This is a genomic window from Hymenobacter sp. GOD-10R, from assembly GCF_035609205.1.
Taxonomy (GTDB): Bacteria; Bacteroidota; Bacteroidia; order Cytophagales; family Hymenobacteraceae; genus Hymenobacter.
The window spans coordinates 2,540,261-2,562,410 of sequence record NZ_CP141184.1 but is presented as its reverse complement, the minus strand read 5'-3'; the positions used below and the strand labels follow the sequence as shown (position 1 = coordinate 2,562,410).

Sequence of the window (22,150 nt, the reverse complement as noted above, 5' to 3'; positions counted from 1 at the left end):
TTCAGCTTGATGAAGCGTACTATTTTCAATCCCATTCAGCAAGACACGCTCACCTTTGTACAGACAGCGGCCGAGACGGCCGGGCAACTAAGCGAACTGGGAATTACCATGCTGCCTGGCGGCGGCAACGCGTTGCACTACCACACCACCTACACCGAAACCTTTACCGCCATAACTGGAACACTGGGACTTGAACTCGAAAAGAAGCGCAAGCTCCTGTTAACTCCCGGCGAATCCTACGTCATCAAGCTCGGGGAGGTGCATCGTTTTTTCAACCCCGGCGACACTCCCATCACCTTCCGCAACGTCGTGCTGCTAGGGCACGAAGGATTCGAAAACACGTTACGAATACTCTATGGCCTAGCAGCCGACGGTCTCTACAACGAGAAGGGTCTACCGAAAAGTATCATGCACCTAGCCGTGTGCGCTATCATGAGCGATACGCGCCTGCCAGGATTAGGCAATCTACTCACGCCCGTATTCCGGCTGTTAGCCTCTTTCGCCCGTTGGCAGGGCATCGAAGCACAGTTGCTGGATCGATATTGCCGCTGAATCAAACAAAATCGTTCTAGGAGGTGTGGATATTTGAGCAGTAGTTCCAGAAAGTCAATAGCCTGATTGAAAGTACTCCTAACAAGAGTTCATTTGCTCACCCAAAGGCTAAGTATCCAATGGAGCCGGGCGGGTAGCCGTCAGAATGTTCTAACGATTCATAGCTAGTAGCTAGGACGCACAATGACCTGATAGGCGGCGTGTGTCGCCTATCAGGTCAAGTTACGGTGAGGCTATGAGGCCCTAATTACTGCGAAATGAAACAGTACTTATTGTAGCGTTGTAGGAATTCCTAGCTTAAATAGCATGCACGCCTTCTTCGCGTTATGTTGACTCTCCAAGCCCTCAGCTTGTTCTTTGCGCAGCCACGCAAAGAACGAATATACTACTGATAACCAGAGTTTTGAGTAAACTCGCTTTTGTTGGTTACGGCATCTAGCTGCGTTTGCGGAATGGGCCGCAGCAAGTGATAGGATTGAATATTTACCGCATTATCCGGCGAATAGAGTTTGATGCGGTCCACTAGTTTGCCAGTGCGCTTTAGGTCGAACCAGCGGAGCTGCTCACCGGCCAACTCACGGGCGCGCTCATCCAACATGAAATCCAGGGTCATTTGCGAGGCGTTCACCTGCATGGCGGCGGCGCGGCCGGGTTTGGCGGCGCGGGTGCGCAGCACGTTCACGTAGTCGGCGGCGGATTGCGTATTACCTAGCTTCATCTGCGCTTCGGCGGCAATCAGGTACACTTCGGCCAGTCGGATGACGAACACGTCGCGGGCACTTTGCGCTTCGTTTAAGCTGGGCCGGGTGGGGTCCATAAACTTTGTGAGGCTAGGATAGCGCAGGCCATCTTTCACCGTGCCGTTGGCATTGTAAATCTTGCTGCGGTCCACCGTCTGGTACTTGCGGGTGGCCTCATACGCATCCGGAACTTCCCGGCGGGTGCAGTACACGGCCGTATCGCCCAGGGCCATGCCAGCTGGCCGGGTGGTGGAGTTGGCATACCACACCTCGTTGAAGGAACCTTCGTAGCGAGCATCGTTGGTGCTGTACAAATCGAGCAGGAAGCGGGTGGGCATGTAGCGGTTGAAGGGTCGCCCGTTCGGAATGTCGCGCACCATGCCGGGCCGGTCATCGTACTTCATGATGTACAGCAGGTGGGTATTGTTGCCGCCCCGGCTGTGCCCGTAGGGGTTGAACGTGGTGTTGGCGAGGTCGTCGAGGGCTAGATTGGCCGAGTAATCGACCACGTACACGGCCTCTTTGGTTTTCAGATTGCTCATCTTCCACAGGTCGGCGTAGTTAGGCTCCAGCTTGTAGGCTGTGTTGGCGAGCACCGCCTTAGCCATAGCTAGGGCTTCCTGGTTCATGCCCCGTGTTAGGTAGATGCGCGCCAGAAAGGCCTGCGCGGCGCCTTTGGTCACTTTGCCATACTGCGGCTGGGTGGCGGGCAGCTGGTTAACGGCCGTTTGCAAGTCCGAGATAATCAAGTCGTAAAACGTACTTTCGGGCGTGCGGTTGGCGGTCGACACGACGCCGCTGGTTTCCTCGGTGGTGAAGTGCACGCCGCCCCAGGTTTCCACGATGTGCCAGTAGTAGAAGGCGCGCAGAAACCGCAACTCGCCCTCCCGAATGGGCCGCAACGTGGCCGAGAGACCGGCTTTGTCGATGCGACCTAGGCCGCCGTTGCACAAGTTTACGGCCGCGTATAGCTCGCGCCATTCGGTAGCTAGGTACGTATTGGTGCCTTGCAGATTGAGGTATTGGCTCAGACCCCGGTCGGTGTCGCCGGAGGCACTGGTCCAGATGTCGGTGCCCATTTCGGCAATGTTGTGGGCTTCCTCTTTGCCGTACCACCAGCGCTGGTACGAATACGCCGCATTGACCAAGGTTTCAAAGCCCTCGGGCGTGGTATACACGGTGTCGGCGGTCAGCCCGCTTGGGTTATATTCCTCGAGCGTTTTATCGCACGAAAACAGCGCGAGTAATGAGAGGGTTAGCACCCCCTTCTTGGTGAAAAAAGCTTTCATGGGATGGATGGGATGCTAGAGTTAGAATGTGGCGTTCAGGCCAACGACATACAGTTTGGTCATGGGGAAGCTTTCGCCGCCGCCCCGCTCCGGGTCATAGTTCAGCTTGGTGAAGGTGTACAGGTTCTTGCCCGTTACGTACACCCGAACTCCGCTAATCGCCTTCGGCAGCAACGTCTTAGAGAAGTTGTATCCGAGCGTGACGTTGCGGATGCGGCCAAACGAGCCGTTCTGGTAAGCTAGTGTCGAGAGGTATTTTCCGCCCCCGTTCTTGTTAGGACGTGGGTAGGCATTGGTCGGGTTTTCGGGCGTCCAATAGTCGAGGCCGGCCGTGCTGTTGCCGATGCCCTGGTAGTCGAAGCGCGCCGAGCGGTCGGAGTTAATCATCTGGCCGATACGGGCGTAGATAAAGAAGTTCAGATCAAAGCCCTTGTAACGCAACGTGTTATCAAGGCCGCCGCTCCACTTCGGGCGCGGGTTGCCCAGGATAATCCGGTCGTTGATAGCGTCAATCTTACCGTCGCCATTCTGGTCCTTTACCTTGATTTCGCCCGGCACCTGGGTGGGCTGGATTTTGGCGGCCTGGTCGGCTTCGTTGGTTTGCCAGATACCTAGCTTCTCGTAGTCGTAGTACACGCGAATGGGCTGGCCGATAAACCAGCCATTGCCCACGTCGTTGCCATTGGTTACGAGTTCGGTAATCTCCTCTTTGTTGCGCGTGAAGGTGAGCGTGCTGGTCCAGGTCAGGTCCTTGGCCTTGATGTTGGTGCTGGTCAGCGAGACTTCCAAGCCCCGGTTGCGCGTGCGGCCGATGTTCTGCTTCACCGTGGTTACGCCCGTCGTGGGGGGCAGGCCCCGGTTCAGCAGCAGGTCGCGGGTACGGGTGTCGTAGTAGTCTATCGACCCCGCTAGGCGGCCATTGAAGATGCCTACGTCCAAGCCGATGTCCTTGGTGTAGGAAAGCTCCCACCCTAGGTCTGGGTTACCTACGCTACGCGAAAACGTGTAAGCCGGGTACGACACCTCGTCGTAGCCAAAGGCAATGCGTGTGAGCGTGGTCTGGGTGGCGTAGGGTCCAGAGGGGTCGTTGCCGGCCACACCGTAGCTGGTGCGCAGCTTCAGGTCGGTCAGGCCTTTGATGCCCTGCATAAACGGTTCATCCACAATACGCCAGGCCAGGGCCGCCGACGGAAAGAACGTCCATTTGTTGCCCACTGCTAGCTTCGACGAGCCGTCTTTGCGAGCCGTCACCGTCAGCAAATACCGGTCGCGGAAAGCGTAGTTGAGGCGCCCCGCAAATGATACCAGGTTGTTCTGCGAATAAGCTGATCTAATCTTGATTTCTTCGGTGGCGCTGCCCAGCGAGTAGAAGAGCTGCGAAGGCAGCAGCTGATTGACACCCGATGCCGCCGCGCTGTCTGCCCTATTGCCTAGGTAACTGGCAATACCCGTCACAGTGAAGGCATGCTGGCCAAACTCCCGCTGATAGGTCGCCACGTTCTCCCAGTTGATGCCACGGCTGTTGCTGGTGTTGTAGGTAGCCAGCGACTTGCCCGAGAGCGACCGGTCAATCGACTTGGGCGACATATAGGCCCCGTCGCGTGCCGACGACAAGTTGACCCCTAGCGTGCTGCGAATCATAAGGCCCTTCACGGGCGTCAGCTCCACGTAGCCGTTGGTCAGCGTCCGGGTCGTCAGTACCTGGCCTTTAAACACGTTCGGCTGTTCGTCGGAGAGCGGACTGGCGGTTTGGCCGTCCAGCATGATGAAGTTAAAGTTGCCGTTGGCGTCGTAGAGCGAACCTAGGGGGCTGATTTTATTAGCCTGGTTCAGCGGGTCGCGCCGCACACCCTGGTCGTAGTACGTCAGCTGGCTTTGCAGGCCCACCTTCAGCCAGTCGGTAGCGATGAAGTCGACGTTGAGGCGGCCGGTGTAACGCTTGAGTTCATCCATTTTCAGGATGCCCTTCTCGTTGAAGTAGTCGACGGAGACGTACCCCTTTAGGCGGTCGGTACCGGCCCGCACGCCCACCTGATAGTCTTGCTGTAAGCCATGGTGAATGAGCTTATCCTGATAATCCGTCCACACCCCGTCCTGCAAGGCTTGGTACTCGGCCCCGTTGGTAAAAATAGCCGGGTCGTCGGTTGGGCTCTTCCACACGCCGGCGGCGCGCCAGGCCTCGCGCTTCAGGTCGCGGTAGCCGTAAAGGTCCATGGCCTTCGGGTACATCGTGACCTGCGAAACGCCCGCGTAGGTGTTAAAGGAGATTTCCGGCTTGCTCGACTTGCCCTTTTTGGTGGTAATCAGAATGACGCCGTTCGAACCGCGCGAGCCATAAATGGCAGTCGACGAGGCATCTTTCAGCACGTCCATCGTCTCGATGTCGTTGGCGTTGATGTCTTGCAGGCTGTTGTACTGAATGCCATCCACAATAATCAGCGGCGAGTTATTGCCCCCAATCGAGCGGTTGCCGCGGATGTTAATGTTAACGGCTGCCCCCGTCTGGCCGCTGCTGCGGGTAATATCAGCCCCCGCAATTTTGCCCTGGGCGGCTTCTAGCACGTTGGCAGCCGGAATTTCCTTCAGCTCCTCGCCCTTGAGCTGGGATACTGCCCCGGTCAGGTCCTTCTTGCGCACGGCCCCGTAGCCGATTACCACGACCTCGTCGACGGCATTGGTGGAGGGAGCTAGGGCTAGCGTAATCGTTTTTCGATTACCGACGACTACTTCCTGGCTTTTGTACCCAATGTAGGAGAAAGAGAGTACCACCTCACCGGTTTCGGGCACCGTCACCTGGAACTTGCCGGCGACGTCCGTTGTCGAGCCCTGCGTGGTGCCTTTTACCACGACGGTCACGCCAGGCAACGGCTCATTTTTCTCGTCGGTCACAAACCCGGTTATTACCCGGTCGGCCAACGGCTGGGCAGCCTCTTCTGCTGTCGATTTTCTGGTTGCTTCGTGGTTACCACGTGCTAGTGAGGTCGCCGGGCAAGTGGCCACCAGAAACAGCGGAAGCACTGATGCGCAAGCGAGGTTTCGCCAAGCTCCCGTGGGGCGAGCGGGCGTTAGCCTCATGGGTACTAGTAGTTTTCTTCTCATAGTGTGGGGATTTTAATGGGTATTGCATGTGAGAAAAAATGTCAGCAATGGTGGATTCCTGCAACTACTAGTGCTGGCACACAGCACCGTAGCTAGGCTCACCACGCTTACTTGTTGGTCAGTTCATAGGTCTGTCCGGCTTGGGTAGCCATATCGTAGAGCGTTGAAGTCGGGAGTTGAGGCTTTTGAGGGCTGGCTTTAGCTGAAATAAGCGGTGCTTGCACGGGCACTACCAGTTGGTAAAAGGGATTGGGATTGTCGCCCTGCGCCACGGTCAGCCTGGCTTTACTGCTGGCTTTCAGGGGCGAGTGCAGGCGCAGGCGGCAGTTGCCACCTAGCTTAGAGGTAATCTGTAGGCGCGTGACCTTGCCCTTGTCCCAGGCTAGGTCCACCACGTAGCCACCACGCGCCACCAGGCCTTTCACTTCGCCCGTAGGCCAAGCATCCGGCAGCGCGGGTAAAATGTCGATAGCGCCGTCGTAGCTCTGCACGAATAGCTCCGTTAGGCCCGAAGTGCAGCCAAAGTTGCCGTCGATCTGAAACGGTGGGTGCGCGTCCAAGAGGTTCGGGTAGGTACCGCCGCCAGTGGCTTCGCTCACCTTTACCAGGTCGCCCGAGAGCAGACGCAATTGATTGGTGAGCAGCTTGTAGGCGTGGTTGCCGTCGAGCATACGGGCCCAGAAGTTCACCTTCCACCCCATCGACCAACCCGTGGATACGTCGCCGCGCTGGGCGAGCGTCACGCGGGCCGCTTCAAACAGCTCCGGCGTGCGGTAGGGCGAAATCTGTCCGCTTGGAAACAGGCCGTATAGGTGTGAGATGTGCCGGTGCGTGCTCTTGGGGTCGTCCCAGTCTTGCAGCCACTCCTGCAGCTGCCCGTACTGACCAATCTGCATGGGCGGCAGGCGTTTGATCATGTTTTGGAGCGTATCAGCAAAAGGCTTGTCCGTGTTCAGGACAGCCGCAGCGCGCAGGGCATTGGAGAATACATCAAACACCAGCTGGTTGTCCATAGTCGTACCCGCCGTGATGCCCACGCTCGGCTCGTAGGTATTCTCCGGCGACATCGAAGGCGCCATCACCAGCCACTTATGGCTAGGTTCTTCCTGCAAGGCATCCACATAAAACAGGGCCGCCCCTTTCAGCACGGGGTAGTACTCCCGCAGAAAAGCTTGGTCGCCGGTGTACAAGTAATGCTGCCAGATATGCTGGGTGAGCCACGCGCCGCCCATGGGCCACATGCCGTAGAAGCCACCATCGACGTTGCCGGTGATGCGCCACAAGTCGGTGTTATGGTGCATGTTCCAGCCGCGCGCGTGGTAGACGACCGAGGCACTTTCTTTGCCCGTCTCCGCTAGGTCCTTGAGCATGGCGAACAGCGGCTGGTGCAGCTCCGACAGATTCGTCACCTCGGCCGGCCAGTAGTTCATTTCGGTGTTGATGTTTACCGTGTACTTGCTGTCCCAGGGCGGAGCTAGCTTGTCGTTCCACTTGCCCTGTAAGTTGGCGGCTTGGGTACCGGGTTGGGAGCTGCAAATCAGCAAGTAGCGCCCGTATTGGAAGTACATGGCAGCCAGGGCCGGATCGTTTCCTTTGGCAAAATCCGCGAGGCGCGCATCGGTAGGCTTATTCACTGCATCGGAGCTGCCTAGGCTGAGGCTCACCCGGTCGAAGTAGCGCCGGTAGCTAGCTACGTGGGCGGCTTTGGCGGCTGGGTACGCATGAGCTAGGGCCGTCGGCAGGTACGAAGCCGCTTTGATGGCCTCGTCGCCGCTCAGGTCTTTGTAGCTCTTGAAGTTCGTGCCCATCGAAATGTAGACCGTTGCCGCGTTGGCACCGGTTATTTGCAGGGTGCTGTCGGTCGAGGTTACGGTGCCGCCTTCCACTTTCGGCACGATGTGCGCCTGAAACTTGACCTTGCCGACCTTGTTGTCATTGCCGCCGCTGACGCCCGCTAGCACCAGCTTCGAGGGCTCCGTCTTCACACCATAGTTAAGCTGCGGGCTGTTCATGCCGATCTGGCAGGTGATACTACCTGGCTTGCTAGCTGTCAAGCGCACCACGATGACCTGGTCGGGTAGCGAGGCGAACATCTCGCGGGTGTAGGTCACGCCTTGCACTTGATAGATTACCTTGGTTACCGCTTGTTGAATATCTAGGTCGCGGTAGTAGTTGGTAGCGGCTTCGTGGCCGGGGAAAGTCAGCAGCAGGTTGCCCACCGTTTGGTAGGGCATGCCGTAGTTGTTATTGGGCGCTACTTTCCGCGGAAAGGTCTGGTTCGACAGGTCTTGGGCTTCCTTGTACTTCCCCTCAAAGAGCAGCTTGCGAATGCCTTGAATGCCTTCGTACACGCTCGGCACCACGTTATTGCCCGGCTCGCCGGCCCACACGGTTTCCTCGTTGAGTTGCAGCCGCTCCCGGCCGGGCTGCCCAAAGACCATAGCGGCCAAGCGGCCGTTGCCGATAGGCAGGGCTTCGTTCCAGTTCGCGGCGGGTTTGGTATACCACAGCTTCAAAGGCGCTGGCTTTGGTTTGGCACTTGCCGAATGGCAGAAGGCTACGTTCAACGTGCTCAATAAGACGCTTACCACCAGCCACTGCCACTTTCTATTACTCTGCATGTTACTGTTCATATTACCGCTTACCACGCTGATTGATACACGCTACCACAAGGCTTGTGAAATACAGCTGCTACAGCGTGATGCTTCAGGATCTGCGTCATGCTTGCGTGATTTATTAAGTGACGCTCCGCGCGCTGTGTCGCTCCTGACAAATGAAAATGTATTCTGATTCGGTGCGGCTGACCTAGATTACTAGCTCCTATTCTATTCAGTTTTCAAGACCACTGGCCCTAATAACCCAGATGCTATCAAGGGATCTTCTGGGTTGTAGGGATTAAAGGTTGCCCATGAAATGCGCTTATCTAGAGGGAGGCCGGCGTCGCCAATTAGGCGGTTAGCCCAGGTGTTGGTAACTGCTACCTCTAAGTCGTTATTACCTTGTTTGATCATCTCGGTAATATCAACTGCATAAGGCTTTTTCCAGATTGGCGCACAAGGAACGCCATTCACCTTTATGGTGGCTACTTCCTTTACAGAACCTAGGTCGAGCATAATCCGCCCAGGAGGCTTGCTTGTTACCTCGAATTTTCGGCTGTATGTGGCGGTGCCGGCATAGTGTCGTACGCCCGAATCAGCAGCGCTTGTCCACGATGTTAATTTGCTTAAGCTTACCTCTTTCGGAGCGCCTAAGCCTGGTGTAAAGCGTAGCAGCCAATCTGAGGAAAGATCTTTCCAAACTGGAAGGGCTTCCACTAACCTAGGTTGCTCCACTGCCGGTACTGCTTTGGTTCTGAATACTACAAACACCGATTCGTGTGACTCCAACCGTAGCGGAATGGTGGTTTGCCCTTTTGCTTCCTGGTAGTGCTTTACTCCCACCATAGCACCGTCTTCTGGGTTCCAGAGCTGAGGATGTAGATTCTCCGTCCGGAAAACACCCTCAAAGGCGAGGGGTTGCTGCGCGTGATTGACGATAAAGTAGATTTCGTCCTGCCCCGCCTTGCGGTGATTAAACAAAATACTGTCCGCATGCGCAGAAGACGCCACCTCGAAATCGGGGAGTACCTGCATGCGCTTTAGTGCCTCCGCGGGGGAAACGCCCCAGATAAATCTGCCGGCGCCAAGATTGGTCTGGCCATTTTTGGCATTTCCAGCGCCCCATAACGTATTCGTGATGGTACGAACTTGCAAATCAGCCGCTTTGCCGTCCGCAAGTGAGGAGGAGCCGTTGACTTTGGCTTGGCCTAGAATGGTGGCTCCCTGCTTAACCAGATCGTGGATGTGGCGCAGGCTTGCTAGGGTCAGCTGTTTTCCGCCGGCCAGTATAAGCAGGCGGTAGGTCATGCCACTAGGTAACTGAATACGACCATTTTTAACGGTCGTTCTCAGCAAGATTTCGTCGCTGCAAACGTCATAATCGTAGCCGACTGGGGGTACGGGCCGCATGCGGGCCGTGGCGATTTTTAGGGGAGTGTCATTCCCGAGATGATACAGAATATCAATGACCGGCTTTCCGGTTTGCATCATTTGCGAAGACCGAGCTAGGGTATTCCAAAAGCCCGTACTCTCCTGCCACCAGGTATTGTGGCGCTGGTAAGGCAGGTAAAACCGGTCTTCGGTTACGCCCGGTTTGCGCTCATCCCACGGCTGGTGCATGTAGGCGAGCACCACAAACCGATTGATGCCCTGCGCCAGCGCCGCGTCGGCCAGCGGCTTCATTTGGGCTAGGGTCACGTCGGCCTTACTGCCGGTGAATGATTCGGCGGCGACAGTGCTTTTGCCGTAGATGTGCGCCGAACTAGATGCCTCTTTGCATTCGATGCTCCCCTCCTTCTCGGGCATCCAGAATTCCGCCATTGGAATGTCCGTTCGCCCTTTGGCCCGGATATTATCACTGGGCATACAGGTTGCATTGCCCGGCGCCTGAGCCATAAAGGTCATCCCGTTGGCGTGGCAGAGCTGCTGAAACGTGCCGTAGTACTGATCGCTCATTAGGTTGGCGATAGTCCTGCGGACATCAAACAGAAAGCGTTCAGAGACTTGAGGATTATCAACTACGTAGCCCGCCATCGTGGGCAAGTAGGACCGCAGATCATAGCCGCACAGCTTGCGAAATTGCTCGGCAAAGTCCTCGGTCCAATTCTGCGTGCCGTGTTCCGCACTGTCCATGTTGACGCCAGCCACCTTTGCTCCCGGCACGCGTTGTACTTCTTTCAGGATGGTGCCAACGTAGTGTTCAAATTGCACCGTTGTCGCTTTGGCACTCAGCTTATCGCATTCGAGACCTAGGCCTTCGGGGCGGCCGTGCTTGGTTTTTACGCCGGTGGGCGTATGTCCAAACCGCATAATCGTCCAGCGGCCGGCTGGGGCCGTCCACTCCAGGTGACCAGTGGCATCGATCAAATGCGTCAAGTCGACGATCTTACGCGGGTCAATAACTTCCCCGGCTTGATAGTTGGGTGTTAAGTCGGGGTCGGGAAAATCATTGGTGTTCCCACTCTTCTTTTCCCATTGGTCAATCTTGGCCGTGCCCTGCAATCGAACGCTACCGATCAGCAGGTCCGCATCTTTCGCTCGGTCGTTGTAGCCCCAGTCGTGGAGGTTCAGGCGGAAATACCTAGCTTTTACGGGTTTGAAAGCTAGCGTCTGCCTATCCCAGTTTTCAAACTGATAGCCTCGCCCCGGCAACTGCTTTATCTTTTCCCAGTGAAGCGAATCCGCGCTGCTTTCCAGCTCGCCAATGGGCAGGATGGGCTTCATGTTTTCGCCGTAGAAGTCTTTGCTCCAGTTACCAGGAACCTGCGTAGCAATGATATACGCCTTCGAGGACGGCCGGAGCGCGTAGGTGATACTCCTGACTTCAACCGGCGACCCATAATCCAGCTTGATGTAGGTCGGCTTGCCACCTGCTGCCGGCTTCACCCTCACTCGAACGGGTGCCGCGGTGTTGAACATGGCGGCTAGGTCGTCCACCTTCGGACTACTCGTGATGACGGGAGCGGGCAAAAGCTGGCCTTTTAAGGCCGGAAACGCCAGTACCGCTACGTCTTTGTAGTAGTTGAGCTTTGTGGGGGGCTGCTCTAGCTGTAGGGCTAGGTGCCGCCCCCCTGCTACCGTTGTTTCACTTGCGACTAGTCGCTGCATGCCTAGCTCAGGCGTAATCCAGGGTCCTCCGGCTACGTAGCCATTACTACTATTGATTTCTAGGCGCATGCCCAATCGAGCGCACTCCGCGGCGGCGAAACGAACGCGGCTTAACCATTCCGGCGAAAGGCTTTTCAACGCGTCAGGATCATCCTTGAAAACTTGTTCGTACAGGACCACGCCACCGAACCCCGCGCTTTTCAGGGCTTCTAGGTCTTTGGTAATGCCGTGTTCCGTGATGGTGCTTTCCCCCCAAAACCACCAGATCATAGGCTTTGCGTTGGCCGTTGGCTGCTTGAACGCAAGTGAGAGGCTGTCTTGCTGCGCCGCTGCCGCGTAGCTCATTGCACAAAGCATTAGCGCTAGGCAGCTGCCAGACAATGATTTAGCCGCTATTCTACTAGGTTCTTTTTGATTCATGCAGCAGGCTGCTAGTAAGCAACGGGGAGTGGCATTTAGCCATTCGGTTGGTTGAAGACCGACTCGGTGATGCGAGTACGGCCAAGTGGGAGCAGTATCGACCTAGGCTGGCCACGTACTGATGTAGCCAACCTAGGTTGCTGATATGCCATGGAAATCGTCAGCACGTAAGCAGTAGCAATGTCGCGGCGGCTGAGCGTTAAGTTATCTATTTAATAACCAGGATTCTGCTCGTAATCATAGCCCGAGGCGCTCAACTCAGACTGTGGCACCGGGTAAATCAGGTCGTTGGCCGTAATGGGGGAGCGCATGCGCTTGCTTACGTCGTCTTGGGGTATCCACGCATTCATGATGGTCACGGCATTGCCCGAGCGCACGAGGTCGTGCCAACGCAGGCCTTCACCCACAAACTCGCGGCGGCGCTCTTCGATGAGTTGCGCGTAGGTGGTGTTGGTCACGGCCGGCGCATTAGCGACTCCCCGGCGGCGCACTTGGTTCATGATGGCATCTGCGTCACTCTGGCTGCCACCGCCACCTTTAAGAATACACTCGGCCTTCATCAGCAGCACGTCGGTGTAGCGCAGCACGATGAAGTTGATGGACCAGTCGGCACGAGTGGTGCCGCGCCGGGCCACGTCGAGGTATTTTTTGTAGGCGGCACGAGAATCGGTGATGGCGGGTGTGCTGCCACTGGCCGCTACTGTAAAGCCCACCTGCAAGGCTTGGCTCCGGCGCAAGTCGCCGGTGGCAAACGAGCTGAGCAAGTTGTTGGAAGCGGGGCGCAGCTCGTCGCCGGTGCTGAAGCCGGATGTGTTCGGCACAACCGAGTTGAAGTAGTTATTAGAAACCAAAATAGACGGGTAGGTAGCCCCTAGGCCCGTACCACCGCTGCTATAGTGGATGTCGAAAAGTACTTCCTTATTGTTTTCGTTGGTGTAGGAGAAAATGTCGGCGTAGTTGGGCAAAAACTGAAACTGGCCGCTGGCGATAATCTCGTTGAGCAAACCTAGGGCGGCCGCGTAGTCGTTGGTGCCGCGGCCGGGTCCATCAATGCCGTAGGTCGCGCCGGAGCGGGTGAGGTATACCCGGGCTAGCATCCCCTTGGCGGCCCACTTAGTGGCGCGGCCCACGTCGGCCCCCGTGTAGGAGGGCGCAAGGGTGCCGGCCGCATCCAGCAGGTCGGCGACAATGAGGTTATACACTTCATCAACCGACGTGCGGTTGATGGTAGCCACTTCCTGCGGGCTCAAGGGCTTGTCGACCAGCGGCACGCGGCCAAAGTATTGAACCAGATTGAAGTAGAAAAAGGCGCGTAAAAACTTGGCCTCGCCCTCCATACGGCTTCGTACGTCGGCGGCGAGTACGCCGCCGTTTTTGCCGAGTTGGTCCAGCAGGACGTTGGCCCGGAAAATACCCGCGTAGTTGGCGCTCCAAGCTTCATCGACGAATTCGCTAGTGGCAATGGTCGTCGAGAAATTGTTGATGGGCTCCCAGGGGCGGACGCCTTGGGTGCTTACCCCGTAGATATTGTCGGAGCGCATTTCGGATAAGGTGAGCTCACGGTCCGGAAAGTTACGCAGGGCATTGTAGGTAGCGTTCAGCGCCTGGCTGAAGTCCGTTGCGCTCTGGTAGAACGTGGGTACCGAGCCACTGGAAATAGGCGCCTGGTTGAGTTCGTCTTCGCAGCTGCTGAAGGTGAGGGCGGCCGCCGTGAGAAACAGGAGAGATATCTTTTTCATGGAGAGTAGTGGCGGTTGGCTTTAAGCTACCGGCCGCAAACAGCGGGAACCCAGTAGCGCATGCCGCGGACGGCGAAAAGCCAGCGGCTTTTTAGAAAGTGACGTTCAGACCTAGGGTCATGGCTTTGGAAAGAGGCAGCCCGCCGTAGTCGGTGCTCACCGAGAAACCGTCGCTGCTGTTGCTGGAGTTAGCCGCCTCCACGTTGTAGCCCACGCGGTAGGAGTCATGGCCAAAGAAGTTCTCCAGCGAGAAGTAAATCCGGGCACCCTGCGCCACGCGCTTGCTCAGAATGTTACCTAGGTTGTAGCCCAGCGTAATGTTGCGCACGCGGTAGTAGTCCGACGAGTACAGCCATGAGCTGTTGAGCAAGGGCGTGAAGTTGGCGCGAGCCTGGCCTCGCTCGCCAGCTCCGGGGTTCTCGGGTGAGCGCCACCGGTCGCGCTGCGCAACGGCCGCGTTGCCATTATAGCCCATGCTAGTGCCATCGAGAGCCCGGCCCAGAAGCGAGTAAACACTGCCTCCATGCTGGCCCTGCACCAGCACGCTCAGGTCAAAACCCTTGAAGCGGAACGTGTTGGTGATACCCCACGTGTATTTCGGATTGGGCTGACCCAGTATCTGGCGGTCAGCCACGCTGATAACCCCGTCGCCATTGGCATCCTCGTAGCGCGGGTCACCCTGGGTTTGGCCCTGGACAATCGGCACGTTGTTGTCGATGTCAGCCTGCGTCAGGATACCGATTTGCTTGACCACATACGTCGAGTACATGGGCTGCCCTACTTTCAGCAATACGCTAGGTGCGCCATAAAGCGCGGTGCCGATTTCAATGGGTGCGTCACCGGTACCTAGGTGCACCACCCGGTTTTCGTTGTGACTGAAGTTCACCGACGTGTTCCACTGAAAGGCTCCCGTCAGGTTGCGCGTATTCAGTTCCACTTCCCAACCCTTGTTCACTACTTCGCCGATGTTGACGAGCTGCGAGCTGAAACCCGACGCGCCGCGCACGGGCTGGTTCAGGAGCAGGTCGTTACTGGTTTTCGTATAGTAGTCGAAAGAGCCATAAATGCGGTTGTCCAGAAAGCCGTAATCCAAGCCGAAATCAAGCGTGCGCGACTTCTCCCATTTCAGATTGGGGTTAGCCGAAACATTAGGCGCTTGGCCGGTAGCTAGCGCGCCCCCTAGCTCGTAGTTATAGACGCCCAAGGTGGGCACGCTGCTGTAGTCGCCAATACCGTTGTTGCCGGAGTAGCCCAAGCTAGCGCGCAGCTTCAACTCGCTGATTGGCCGCAGGGCCTGCATGAATTTTTCCTGCGAGATGCGCCAACCCAGCGAAGTTGCCGGAAAGATGCCCCACTTGTCGTTTTCACCGAAGCGCGAGGAACCGTCGCGGCGCACGCTAGCCGTGAACAGGTACTTGCCCTCATAAGCGTATTGCAAGCGGCCGAAGTACGACAGCAGTACGTTCTGGGTCTCACTGGTGCCGTTGTCGCTAGTGCCACTGATGTTCTGGGCTCCGTTCAGGGTTGTCACGGCGGCGTTCACAAAGCCCCCCGACGATTTCAGCTTGTCGGTTTCGGTTTTAAAGAAGTTGTAGGAATAACCTGCCAGCGCCGTGACGCTGTGCTTTTCGGCAATCGTGCGGTTATAGGTCAGGGTGTTTTCGTTCACGAACGCCTGCTTGCGATACGCCGAGAACGTGCCCGTCGCCCCTAGCCCACCCGACTTAGCGTTGGGCACATACGACTTGTTGCGCACGTCGGTGTTATCGAGGTTAAGGGTGGTCCGGAAACGCAGGTTCTTAATAATTTCCAGCTCTGCAAACACGGTGCTTAGCGTCCGGAAGGTGGTGGTGCGCTGCTGCCGATCAGTGAGCAGGCCATACGGACTGTTGCTGCTACTGGCCCAGAGGTAGCGGTCATTATCGCCGTAGTTGGAAAGCAGCCCAGCCGACGATTCGACTACAGGCACCATCGTGACGAGCTTGTTCAGGATGTTGTCTTTGCCTTCCACGCCGGGGTCGCTCGACACGGAGTAGCTAGGTGCCACGTTCAGACCAAACTTCAGCTTTTTATTGGCTTGCACTTCCATGTTGGCGCGAGCCGAGTAGCGCTTATAGTTCACGCCCAGCACGATGCCGTCCTGGTCGGTGTAGTTGCCCGATATGTAGTAGTTCACGTTGTCGGTAGCGCCTGCGGCGCTCACCTGGTAGTTCTGCACTTTAGCGGTGCGGAACCCTTCATCCTGCCAGTCCACGAAATCCAGGCCGGGGTGGCCGGGCTGGGTCCAACGGTCGTCGGGCATCAGGTCGGGGTTGTAGCCAGTGGCACCTAGGTTCAAAATACGGCGGCGGGTGGCATTGTCGTCGGTGGCATTGCGGCCGGTACCGGAGCGTACCCAGTTGCCGTTAATGACCTCAGTGGCCCGCTCGATCCACTCCTCCGGCGAGAGCAGCTTCACTTTCCGCGCGGCCTGCGACACCCCAGCGTAGGTATTAAAAGAAATCTGAGCCTTACCAGTTTTGCCACGCTTGGTAGTTACCAACACCACACCATTGGCCGCACGCGAGCCGTAGATGGCGGCCGCCGCGGCATCCTTCAATACCTCAATGGATTGAATATCATTAGGATTGATATTGTCGAGCGGGCTGCCCGTGGCATAGTTGCCGCTGGAGTTGGGCGCGGCCGCTTCCAGCGGAAAGCCGTCAATCACATACAACGGCTGGTTGTTGGCCGTGATAGAGCCCGTGCCGCGCACCTGCACCGCAAAGCCTCGGCCAGGCAAGCCGGTGTTCTGCTGTACCTGCACGCCCGCTAGCTGCCCCACCAGCGCCTGATCGACGCGCAGAATGGGCCGCTCTTCTAGCTTGCTCGCATCGAGGGTAGCAATGGCACCGGTCACGTCCGCTTTCTTCTGGGTGCCGTAGCCCACCACTACCACTTCGTCCAGCGCTTTATTATCGGCCGCTAGCTTCACGTTAAGGCTAGCTGTCGAACTCGTAACCGGCAATTCTTGCGTTATATACCCGATAGCGCTGAAGACCAGGGTACTTCCCGCCGGCACAGTTAGGGAGAATGAGCCGTCTCCGCCCGAGGAAACACCATTCGTGGAGCCCTTCTGCAGCACGGTCACGCCCGGTAAGCCTTCGTTGTTGTCGCGGCTAGTGACACGGCCAGTCACTACGATATCGGCTGTTGCGGACGCGTTAACTTGCTGGGCCTGGCGAGCCGAAGGCACCCGAGTTTGAATCACAAAGGTGCGAGCGTCAATGGAAGCGCATTGCAATGCTACGGACTGTAGAACCGAATTAAGTTGTTCAGTCAGTTTTCCATCAAACTCGGCCACTGCAGGAGCCGCAACGGTGACATTGCGCACCAGGTCGGCTTTGTAGTTAAACTTTACTGCATACGTTTGCGCTAGTTCCTTGAGTAAAAGTGGCAAGTCTACTTGCTTATATGCATTCGTAGTTTGCGCAATCGTAGGTGAGCTGTGTTGTTGCATCTGCATAGCTGCATACGTTTGCGCTGATACACAATCAACAGCTCCCAGCAACAGGGGCACGCTCAGCGGAACAATCAGTAAGGGTCTAGGCATATAACTAAGTCTTTTGTGTGGCAGGATTATTACAGGTTATTCTTCAAGCTTTTGAATGATGCTTTACTGAGATTTGACCTGATCATTGGAAATAAAATAGACCTGGGCTCCATCCCGAACGGCCTTAGCACCGAACGTTTCTGAGAGGATGAGCAAGGCTTTTTGTACATCATCTACTGGCAACTCGCCGACGAACTGCTGTTTAGTGAAAAGCTCACCTTGCAGCACCAGTTCTAGCCCATACACCTCCTTGAAGCGACGGGCTAACTCATTCATGGTAGCACCATTAAATACCAGCAGGTTTTCGCGCCAAACGGTCAACTGGCGCTTATGGGCGGTAGCAGCCGGCTGGAGATGATAGAACTGCTCTTTGGGTGCGTATTGTACCACCTGCCCGGGTTGCATAAATAAGTGTTGGCGAGTGGCAGCGTCCGTTAATTCAATGCTTCCTTCTTCAAGCACCACCTGCATTTGCTTGGGGCGCGTGTACAACGAAAACCGCGTACCTAGCACCGCCACATCGACGCGCTGGGTATGAACCACAAACTTGCGGTAGGCGCCTGCCTGGTCGTGTTGCTTCTGTTTCTGCACGACAAAGTAGCCTTCGCCCTTCAGCCATACTTGCCGGCTCTGTTGCCACTGATAGCGGGAAGGAATCTCCAGTTGGGTATTTGCGGCGAGCGTCACTACCGAGCCATCATACAGAGTCAGGGTTCGCACCTCACCGAACGCCGTTTGAATACGCTGCGGCACCATGAAGTACGAGTACGCCCAACCACTTCCCACGAGTAACACTGCCGCTGCAGCGGCCACCAGCCGCCGAGAACTACGCCTTGCCCGCAGCCGGGGCGTAGTATGCGGCACTCGTAAGCGCTCGTACAAAGATTCTACGTAGGCATCCGAAAAGGAAGTCCATGTACTTTCTAAACCTTGCGCTAGCAAGCGCGCTTCTGCAAATGCGTCGCGCAGTTGCGGATTGGTTTTCAGCAGACCCCGCCAGTAGGCATCCATTTCGGGCGTAGGCTGCCTGATCCAAGCTCGAAAGGCTGTATCCGCCAGGAAGTCGTCGGTAGCGTAGGGGTTATAATCAGCGTAGGATTTCATAACCAAGGGTTAATAATCCTACAGTGGCGTAACGGTCCTCTTTTGTAGTATGAAAAAGAGAATTTTTTACAGAAAAAAGTTGCTAACGAGCAGCGCCAACAAATACTGGTTCTTTAAGACGGTGCGGAGTACCCTCAAGGCTTGGTATACTTGTGAGCGGGCTGCTTGATAATTGATGCTCATTACCTCACAGATTTGTTCATACGAGAGGTCGTTGAAGTACCGCAGGTACAGGATTTCACGTTGCCGGGGCGTAAGGGCTTCTAGCGCCTGCCGCACTTGCTCGCGCCGCTCAGCATCGAGGTCCAGTTCAACTAGCCGTTGCTCAGCAGATGGCTCTAGGCTAAAGGAGTACTGCGAAAACCATTCTTCGGCATCGTCCTCTAGACTAGCTTGCCAAAGCTGCTCCCGCTTATACTGCGCCTTGATCTTGTTTCGCAGTCCTTTCAGTAGGTAGAACCGTACGGATGTGGGCTGGCTCAAACGGGCACGGTAATGCCATAACTCGACAAAAAGATCCTGCAAGCAATCCTCTACGACTGAGAGAGAGCCGTGCAGACGCAGTCCATAGTTTAGAAGATGATGAACATGCGCCTGATGCAGCTGCCTGAATGCCGCTTTATCACCTTGGCACATGGAGCGCCACAATGTTTGTTCATCAGGCATGAATGTCATTTATATGCATGTATACTTCTCACGATATGTGAGGCATCGGCTCTATCGACTTAAATATCTGTAATTAATGAAGATAATTCGTTTTAAAATAATACTGTAACAAGGACAAAAACGAGCACCTTAGAAGCTACAAGCCTCTCGGGCGCTCGTACGGCAGCATTAGTTTACCTAGGACTAATAGCGTTGAAAGTTGTGAGGAGTGTATCGCTTAGGAATGAAAGGACATTGTACCTACGAAGGCCGCTTTGATTTGCGAACCGACGCTTGTTTGCGGTTCAACACTTAGCCAAGCCTTCCTTGGTAATACCTATTTTACGATCTGCTGCTTGAGCCATTCGATGGAGGCTAGGTTGGTTTCCTCGAAGCGCCAATGACCAGTTATGGGCGAAATAACTACAGTTTTGGGTGCCTTGATGGTGTTGATAGCCGCATACACCGAAGTCGGTGGGCAGGTATTATCGTTGTAGCCCCACGAGTAGAAACCGGGAACCGTTATTTGACGAGCAAAATTCACGACATCGTAATAGCCTATGGTGCGGAGCTTGGCTGGCGTATTGTTGGTGCCGGCGGAGCGTGCGTTTAGCAGGTGTGGCCAACCGCCAGCCCGGCCGTGTAGGTATCCGGTCAGGTCACACAGCGCCGGGTAAAAAGCAGCAAGCGCCGTGACGCGTTTGTCCAAGGCCGCGGTGACGATGGTGAGGGCCCCGCCCTGGCTTCCTCCCGTTACGACCACATTCCGGCCATCGAACTCGGGCAGGCTGCACAGGTAGTCGATAGCGCGGACGCAACCTAGGTATACGCGTTTGTAGTAGTAGTTGTCCCGGTCATCGAGCCGATTAAGGGTATAATCGCCGAAGGCATTGCTGATGTTTTTGTAGGTAGCCTCGTCGAGCAAGGGCGAAATACCATGAATTTCAATGCTGAGGCTGATGAATCCCTGTTCGGCATACCAGGTGTACGGGCCGATTGCTTTTACCCCGGCGCCTGGTGGCGAAAACAGCACGGGGTATTTGCCGGGCGCCTTGGGCTTGCACAAAAAGCCATATAAACGCTGCCCCTTCTGGTAGTTCTGCAAGTTAACCAAGTACACGTCCACGGTGCTCGTGGAATGCTCCGGCAGGTACGTCAGGTGGACATCCATCGGCACGGTGGCTGCTTCGCGTTTGGCCTGCTCCCAGAAGGCGGCAAAATCGGAGGGCAGCTCGACGGTCGGCGTAATCCGTTCGGGTGAAAACCCGATTTTCACCTGGCTGCTGTAGGTTTTCCCCTGGTACTCGGTCTTCACGAGTAGTTGCCGAAAGCCGGGCTGCTTACTGGTACCTAGGTCGATTCGGCCTTGCCCTTTCTTGAGCGTCAGGCTTCCCTTCTTCTCTGCGTCTAGCATTTCCGGCCCATACTCATAACTGATCGTCGCCTCTTCCAGTGGCACGTCATTCTTCAACACCAGCACCTGTACTGAAGCAGTCTGGTTGACCGCGTACTTCCACTCGGGGGCGCTAGGGGTTAGCACAAAGCTGATCAGCTTTAATGGGGCGGGCGAGTTCTGCGCTAGTCCTAGGTGGATCCCTAATACGAGTAAGCAGATGGACAGCAAAAAGCGGGACTTCCTCATGCACAGACGGAGGTCAGAAGTTCTGGAATGGACTAATAAAAGGAGCAAGAAGCCACTACTACGGAGCCGTAGCCTGTATGCCGCTCGCTCGTGGTACTAGACGGAGACGTGGCCTTAGTTACTGCTCTTGGCAGCCGTACTCTGCTTGACGAGTTGGCCGTTGGCTAGCACGTTTTGCAGCACCAAGTTTTTAGTATAGTCGGTCTGCACGGGCTTCTCTACGCTGCGGATGGTGCAGTTCACCAGTTTGAGATTTGTAACCGGAGATTCTTTATAAGCATTCACAAACACGCCGTACTCGCCACCGTCGGTCACGTCGAGGTTCTCTACCCAGATGTTGCGAATGGTAGGCATGAAGCTGCCGGGCTTCTCATAGAACATGTTGCAGTGCACGGCCGCCGTTTTATACGTGCCCACCTTGATATCTCTTAGGAAGATATTCTCAATAATTCCGCCTCGTGACGAGCTGGTTTTGATGCGCAGAATGATGTCGAGGTCGGGGCTGTCCATTTTGCAGTTTAGGGCGTAGATGTTGCGGGCGCCGCCAGCAATTTCGCTGCCTAGCACCACGCCTCCGTGCCCATCTTTCATTTCGCAGCCTTCGATGATGTGATTTTCTGCTGGTCGCTTGTTGTCGCGCCCGTCCTCGTCGCGGCCCGATTTGATGGCGATGCAATCGTCGCCGGTGTCAAAGTAGCAGTCCTTGATCAGCACGTTTTTGCAGGCGTCGGGGTCGCAACCGTCGGTGTTGGGACCGTGCGAAGAAATGCGCACCTTCTCCACGGTTACGTTCTCGCACATCACTGGGCTGATAAACCACATGGGTGATTCAACGAGCTTGACGCCGGAGATCAGCAGGTTTTTGCAGTTGTAGGGCTGGATCATGTAGGGCCGCAGGTAGGAGCCTGCGCCGAACACCCTTTTACGCGGCTCAACCTTATTGTGCATCAGCACGTGCAGGCTGTCACGGGCGTTGGTTTGGTTGGGCGTGCCAGTTTTCCAGCCGTACTGCGCCCGCCCTTTCCAAGGCCACCAGTGCTCGTTGTCCGCGTTGCCGTCGATGGTGCCGCTGCCGGTAATGGCAATGTTGCTTTCGTTGTAGGCGTAGATCTGGGGCGAGTAGTTCATGCAATCCATGCCCTCCCAGCGCACGAGCACCAGCGGATAGTCCTTCGGGTTTTGGCTGAAGACAATAGTCGCCTGCGCATCCAGATGCAGGTTAACGTTGCTTTTCAGGTAAATAGGCCCGGTCAGAAATTTACCCGCCGGTACCAGCACTCTTCCTCCGCCCCCAGCATTACAAGCTTCAATGGCTTTTTTGAAGGCCTCAGTGTTGTTGGTCGTGCCGTCGCCCTTGGCGCCGTAGGTAGTAATCGAATACTCCTTGTTTTTGAAGATTGGGGCTTTAATCAGTTTGCGCACCTGGGCTAGCTCCTGCAACGGCTGGCTAGCCGACGTCCAGACTTTGGGCTCGTCTTTGGGTACTAAAGCGAGCAGTAGAAAAAGGCCCGTGGCCAGCACCGGCAGTTTGGCGAAGTGGTAGTTCAAATTCATGGCGTAAAGCAAGCAAAATAGAGGATGGCGACAACGGCAGGCCTAGCTTAAAAGTTTGTCTATCCGCTC

The 22,150-nt window shown here is 56.0% G+C and carries 12 protein-coding genes; 1 reads left to right on the top strand and 11 read right to left on the bottom strand.

Annotated elements, in window-relative coordinates:
- Positions 1 to 9: 9 nt before the first annotated feature.
- Positions 10 to 552, top strand: coding sequence for a cupin domain-containing protein (locus tag SD425_RS10290; protein ID WP_324678142.1), 543 nt, complete (start codon positions 10 to 12; stop codon positions 550 to 552).
- A 385-nt stretch (positions 553 to 937) separates the two neighbouring features.
- On the opposite strand, the gene SD425_RS10285 is transcribed toward SD425_RS10290, so the two are convergent.
- From SD425_RS10285 to SD425_RS10235, 11 genes are all read right to left on the bottom strand, one after another.
- Complete coding sequence (locus SD425_RS10285) at positions 938 to 2,581, bottom strand: RagB/SusD family nutrient uptake outer membrane protein (protein WP_324678140.1); 1,644 nt, start codon at positions 2,579 to 2,581, stop codon at positions 938 to 940.
- A 21-nt stretch (positions 2,582 to 2,602) separates the two neighbouring features.
- A complete protein-coding gene (locus SD425_RS10280) occupies positions 2,603 to 5,656 on the bottom strand; it encodes a TonB-dependent receptor (RefSeq protein WP_324678137.1) in 3,054 nt (1,017 codons plus the stop codon).
- A gap of 131 nt (positions 5,657 to 5,787) precedes the next feature.
- Positions 5,788 to 8,196, bottom strand: coding sequence for a glycoside hydrolase family 95 protein (locus SD425_RS10275; RefSeq protein ID WP_324678135.1), 2,409 nt, complete (start codon positions 8,194 to 8,196; stop codon positions 5,788 to 5,790).
- A 309-nt stretch (positions 8,197 to 8,505) separates the two neighbouring features.
- Positions 8,506 to 11,730: a glycosyl hydrolase gene (locus SD425_RS10270; protein ID WP_324678133.1), complete on the bottom strand. Its 3,225-nt coding sequence runs from the start codon at positions 11,728 to 11,730 to the stop codon at positions 8,506 to 8,508.
- Between the two features lie 110 nt (positions 11,731 to 11,840).
- A complete protein-coding gene (locus SD425_RS10265) occupies positions 11,841 to 11,972 on the bottom strand; it encodes a hypothetical protein (RefSeq protein WP_324678131.1) in 132 nt (43 codons plus the stop codon).
- A 45-nt stretch (positions 11,973 to 12,017) separates the two neighbouring features.
- Entirely contained in the window at positions 12,018 to 13,544 is a 1,527-nt protein-coding gene (locus SD425_RS10260; RefSeq protein WP_324678129.1) for a RagB/SusD family nutrient uptake outer membrane protein, read from the bottom strand.
- 91 nt (positions 13,545 to 13,635) lie between these two features.
- On the bottom strand, positions 13,636 to 17,136 hold the full coding sequence (locus tag SD425_RS10255; RefSeq protein WP_324678127.1) for a TonB-dependent receptor: 3,501 nt from the start codon (positions 17,134 to 17,136) through the stop codon (positions 13,636 to 13,638).
- Positions 17,137 to 17,199: 63 nt separating this feature from the next.
- Positions 17,200 to 18,240 carry a FecR family protein gene (locus SD425_RS10250; RefSeq protein ID WP_324678125.1) on the bottom strand — a complete coding sequence of 347 codons (1,041 nt, stop codon included), beginning with the start codon at positions 18,238 to 18,240 and terminating at the stop codon, positions 17,200 to 17,202.
- Between the two features lie 66 nt (positions 18,241 to 18,306).
- Positions 18,307 to 18,906, bottom strand: coding sequence for an RNA polymerase sigma factor (locus SD425_RS10245; protein ID WP_324678123.1), 600 nt, complete (start codon positions 18,904 to 18,906; stop codon positions 18,307 to 18,309).
- Positions 18,907 to 19,222: 316 nt separating this feature from the next.
- On the bottom strand, positions 19,223 to 20,527 hold the full coding sequence (locus SD425_RS10240; protein ID WP_324678121.1) for an acetylxylan esterase: 1,305 nt from the start codon (positions 20,525 to 20,527) through the stop codon (positions 19,223 to 19,225).
- A 114-nt stretch (positions 20,528 to 20,641) separates the two neighbouring features.
- Positions 20,642 to 22,081: a glycoside hydrolase family 28 protein gene (locus tag SD425_RS10235; protein ID WP_324678119.1), complete on the bottom strand. Its 1,440-nt coding sequence runs from the start codon at positions 22,079 to 22,081 to the stop codon at positions 20,642 to 20,644.
- Between the last annotated feature and the right edge of the window lie 69 nt (positions 22,082 to 22,150).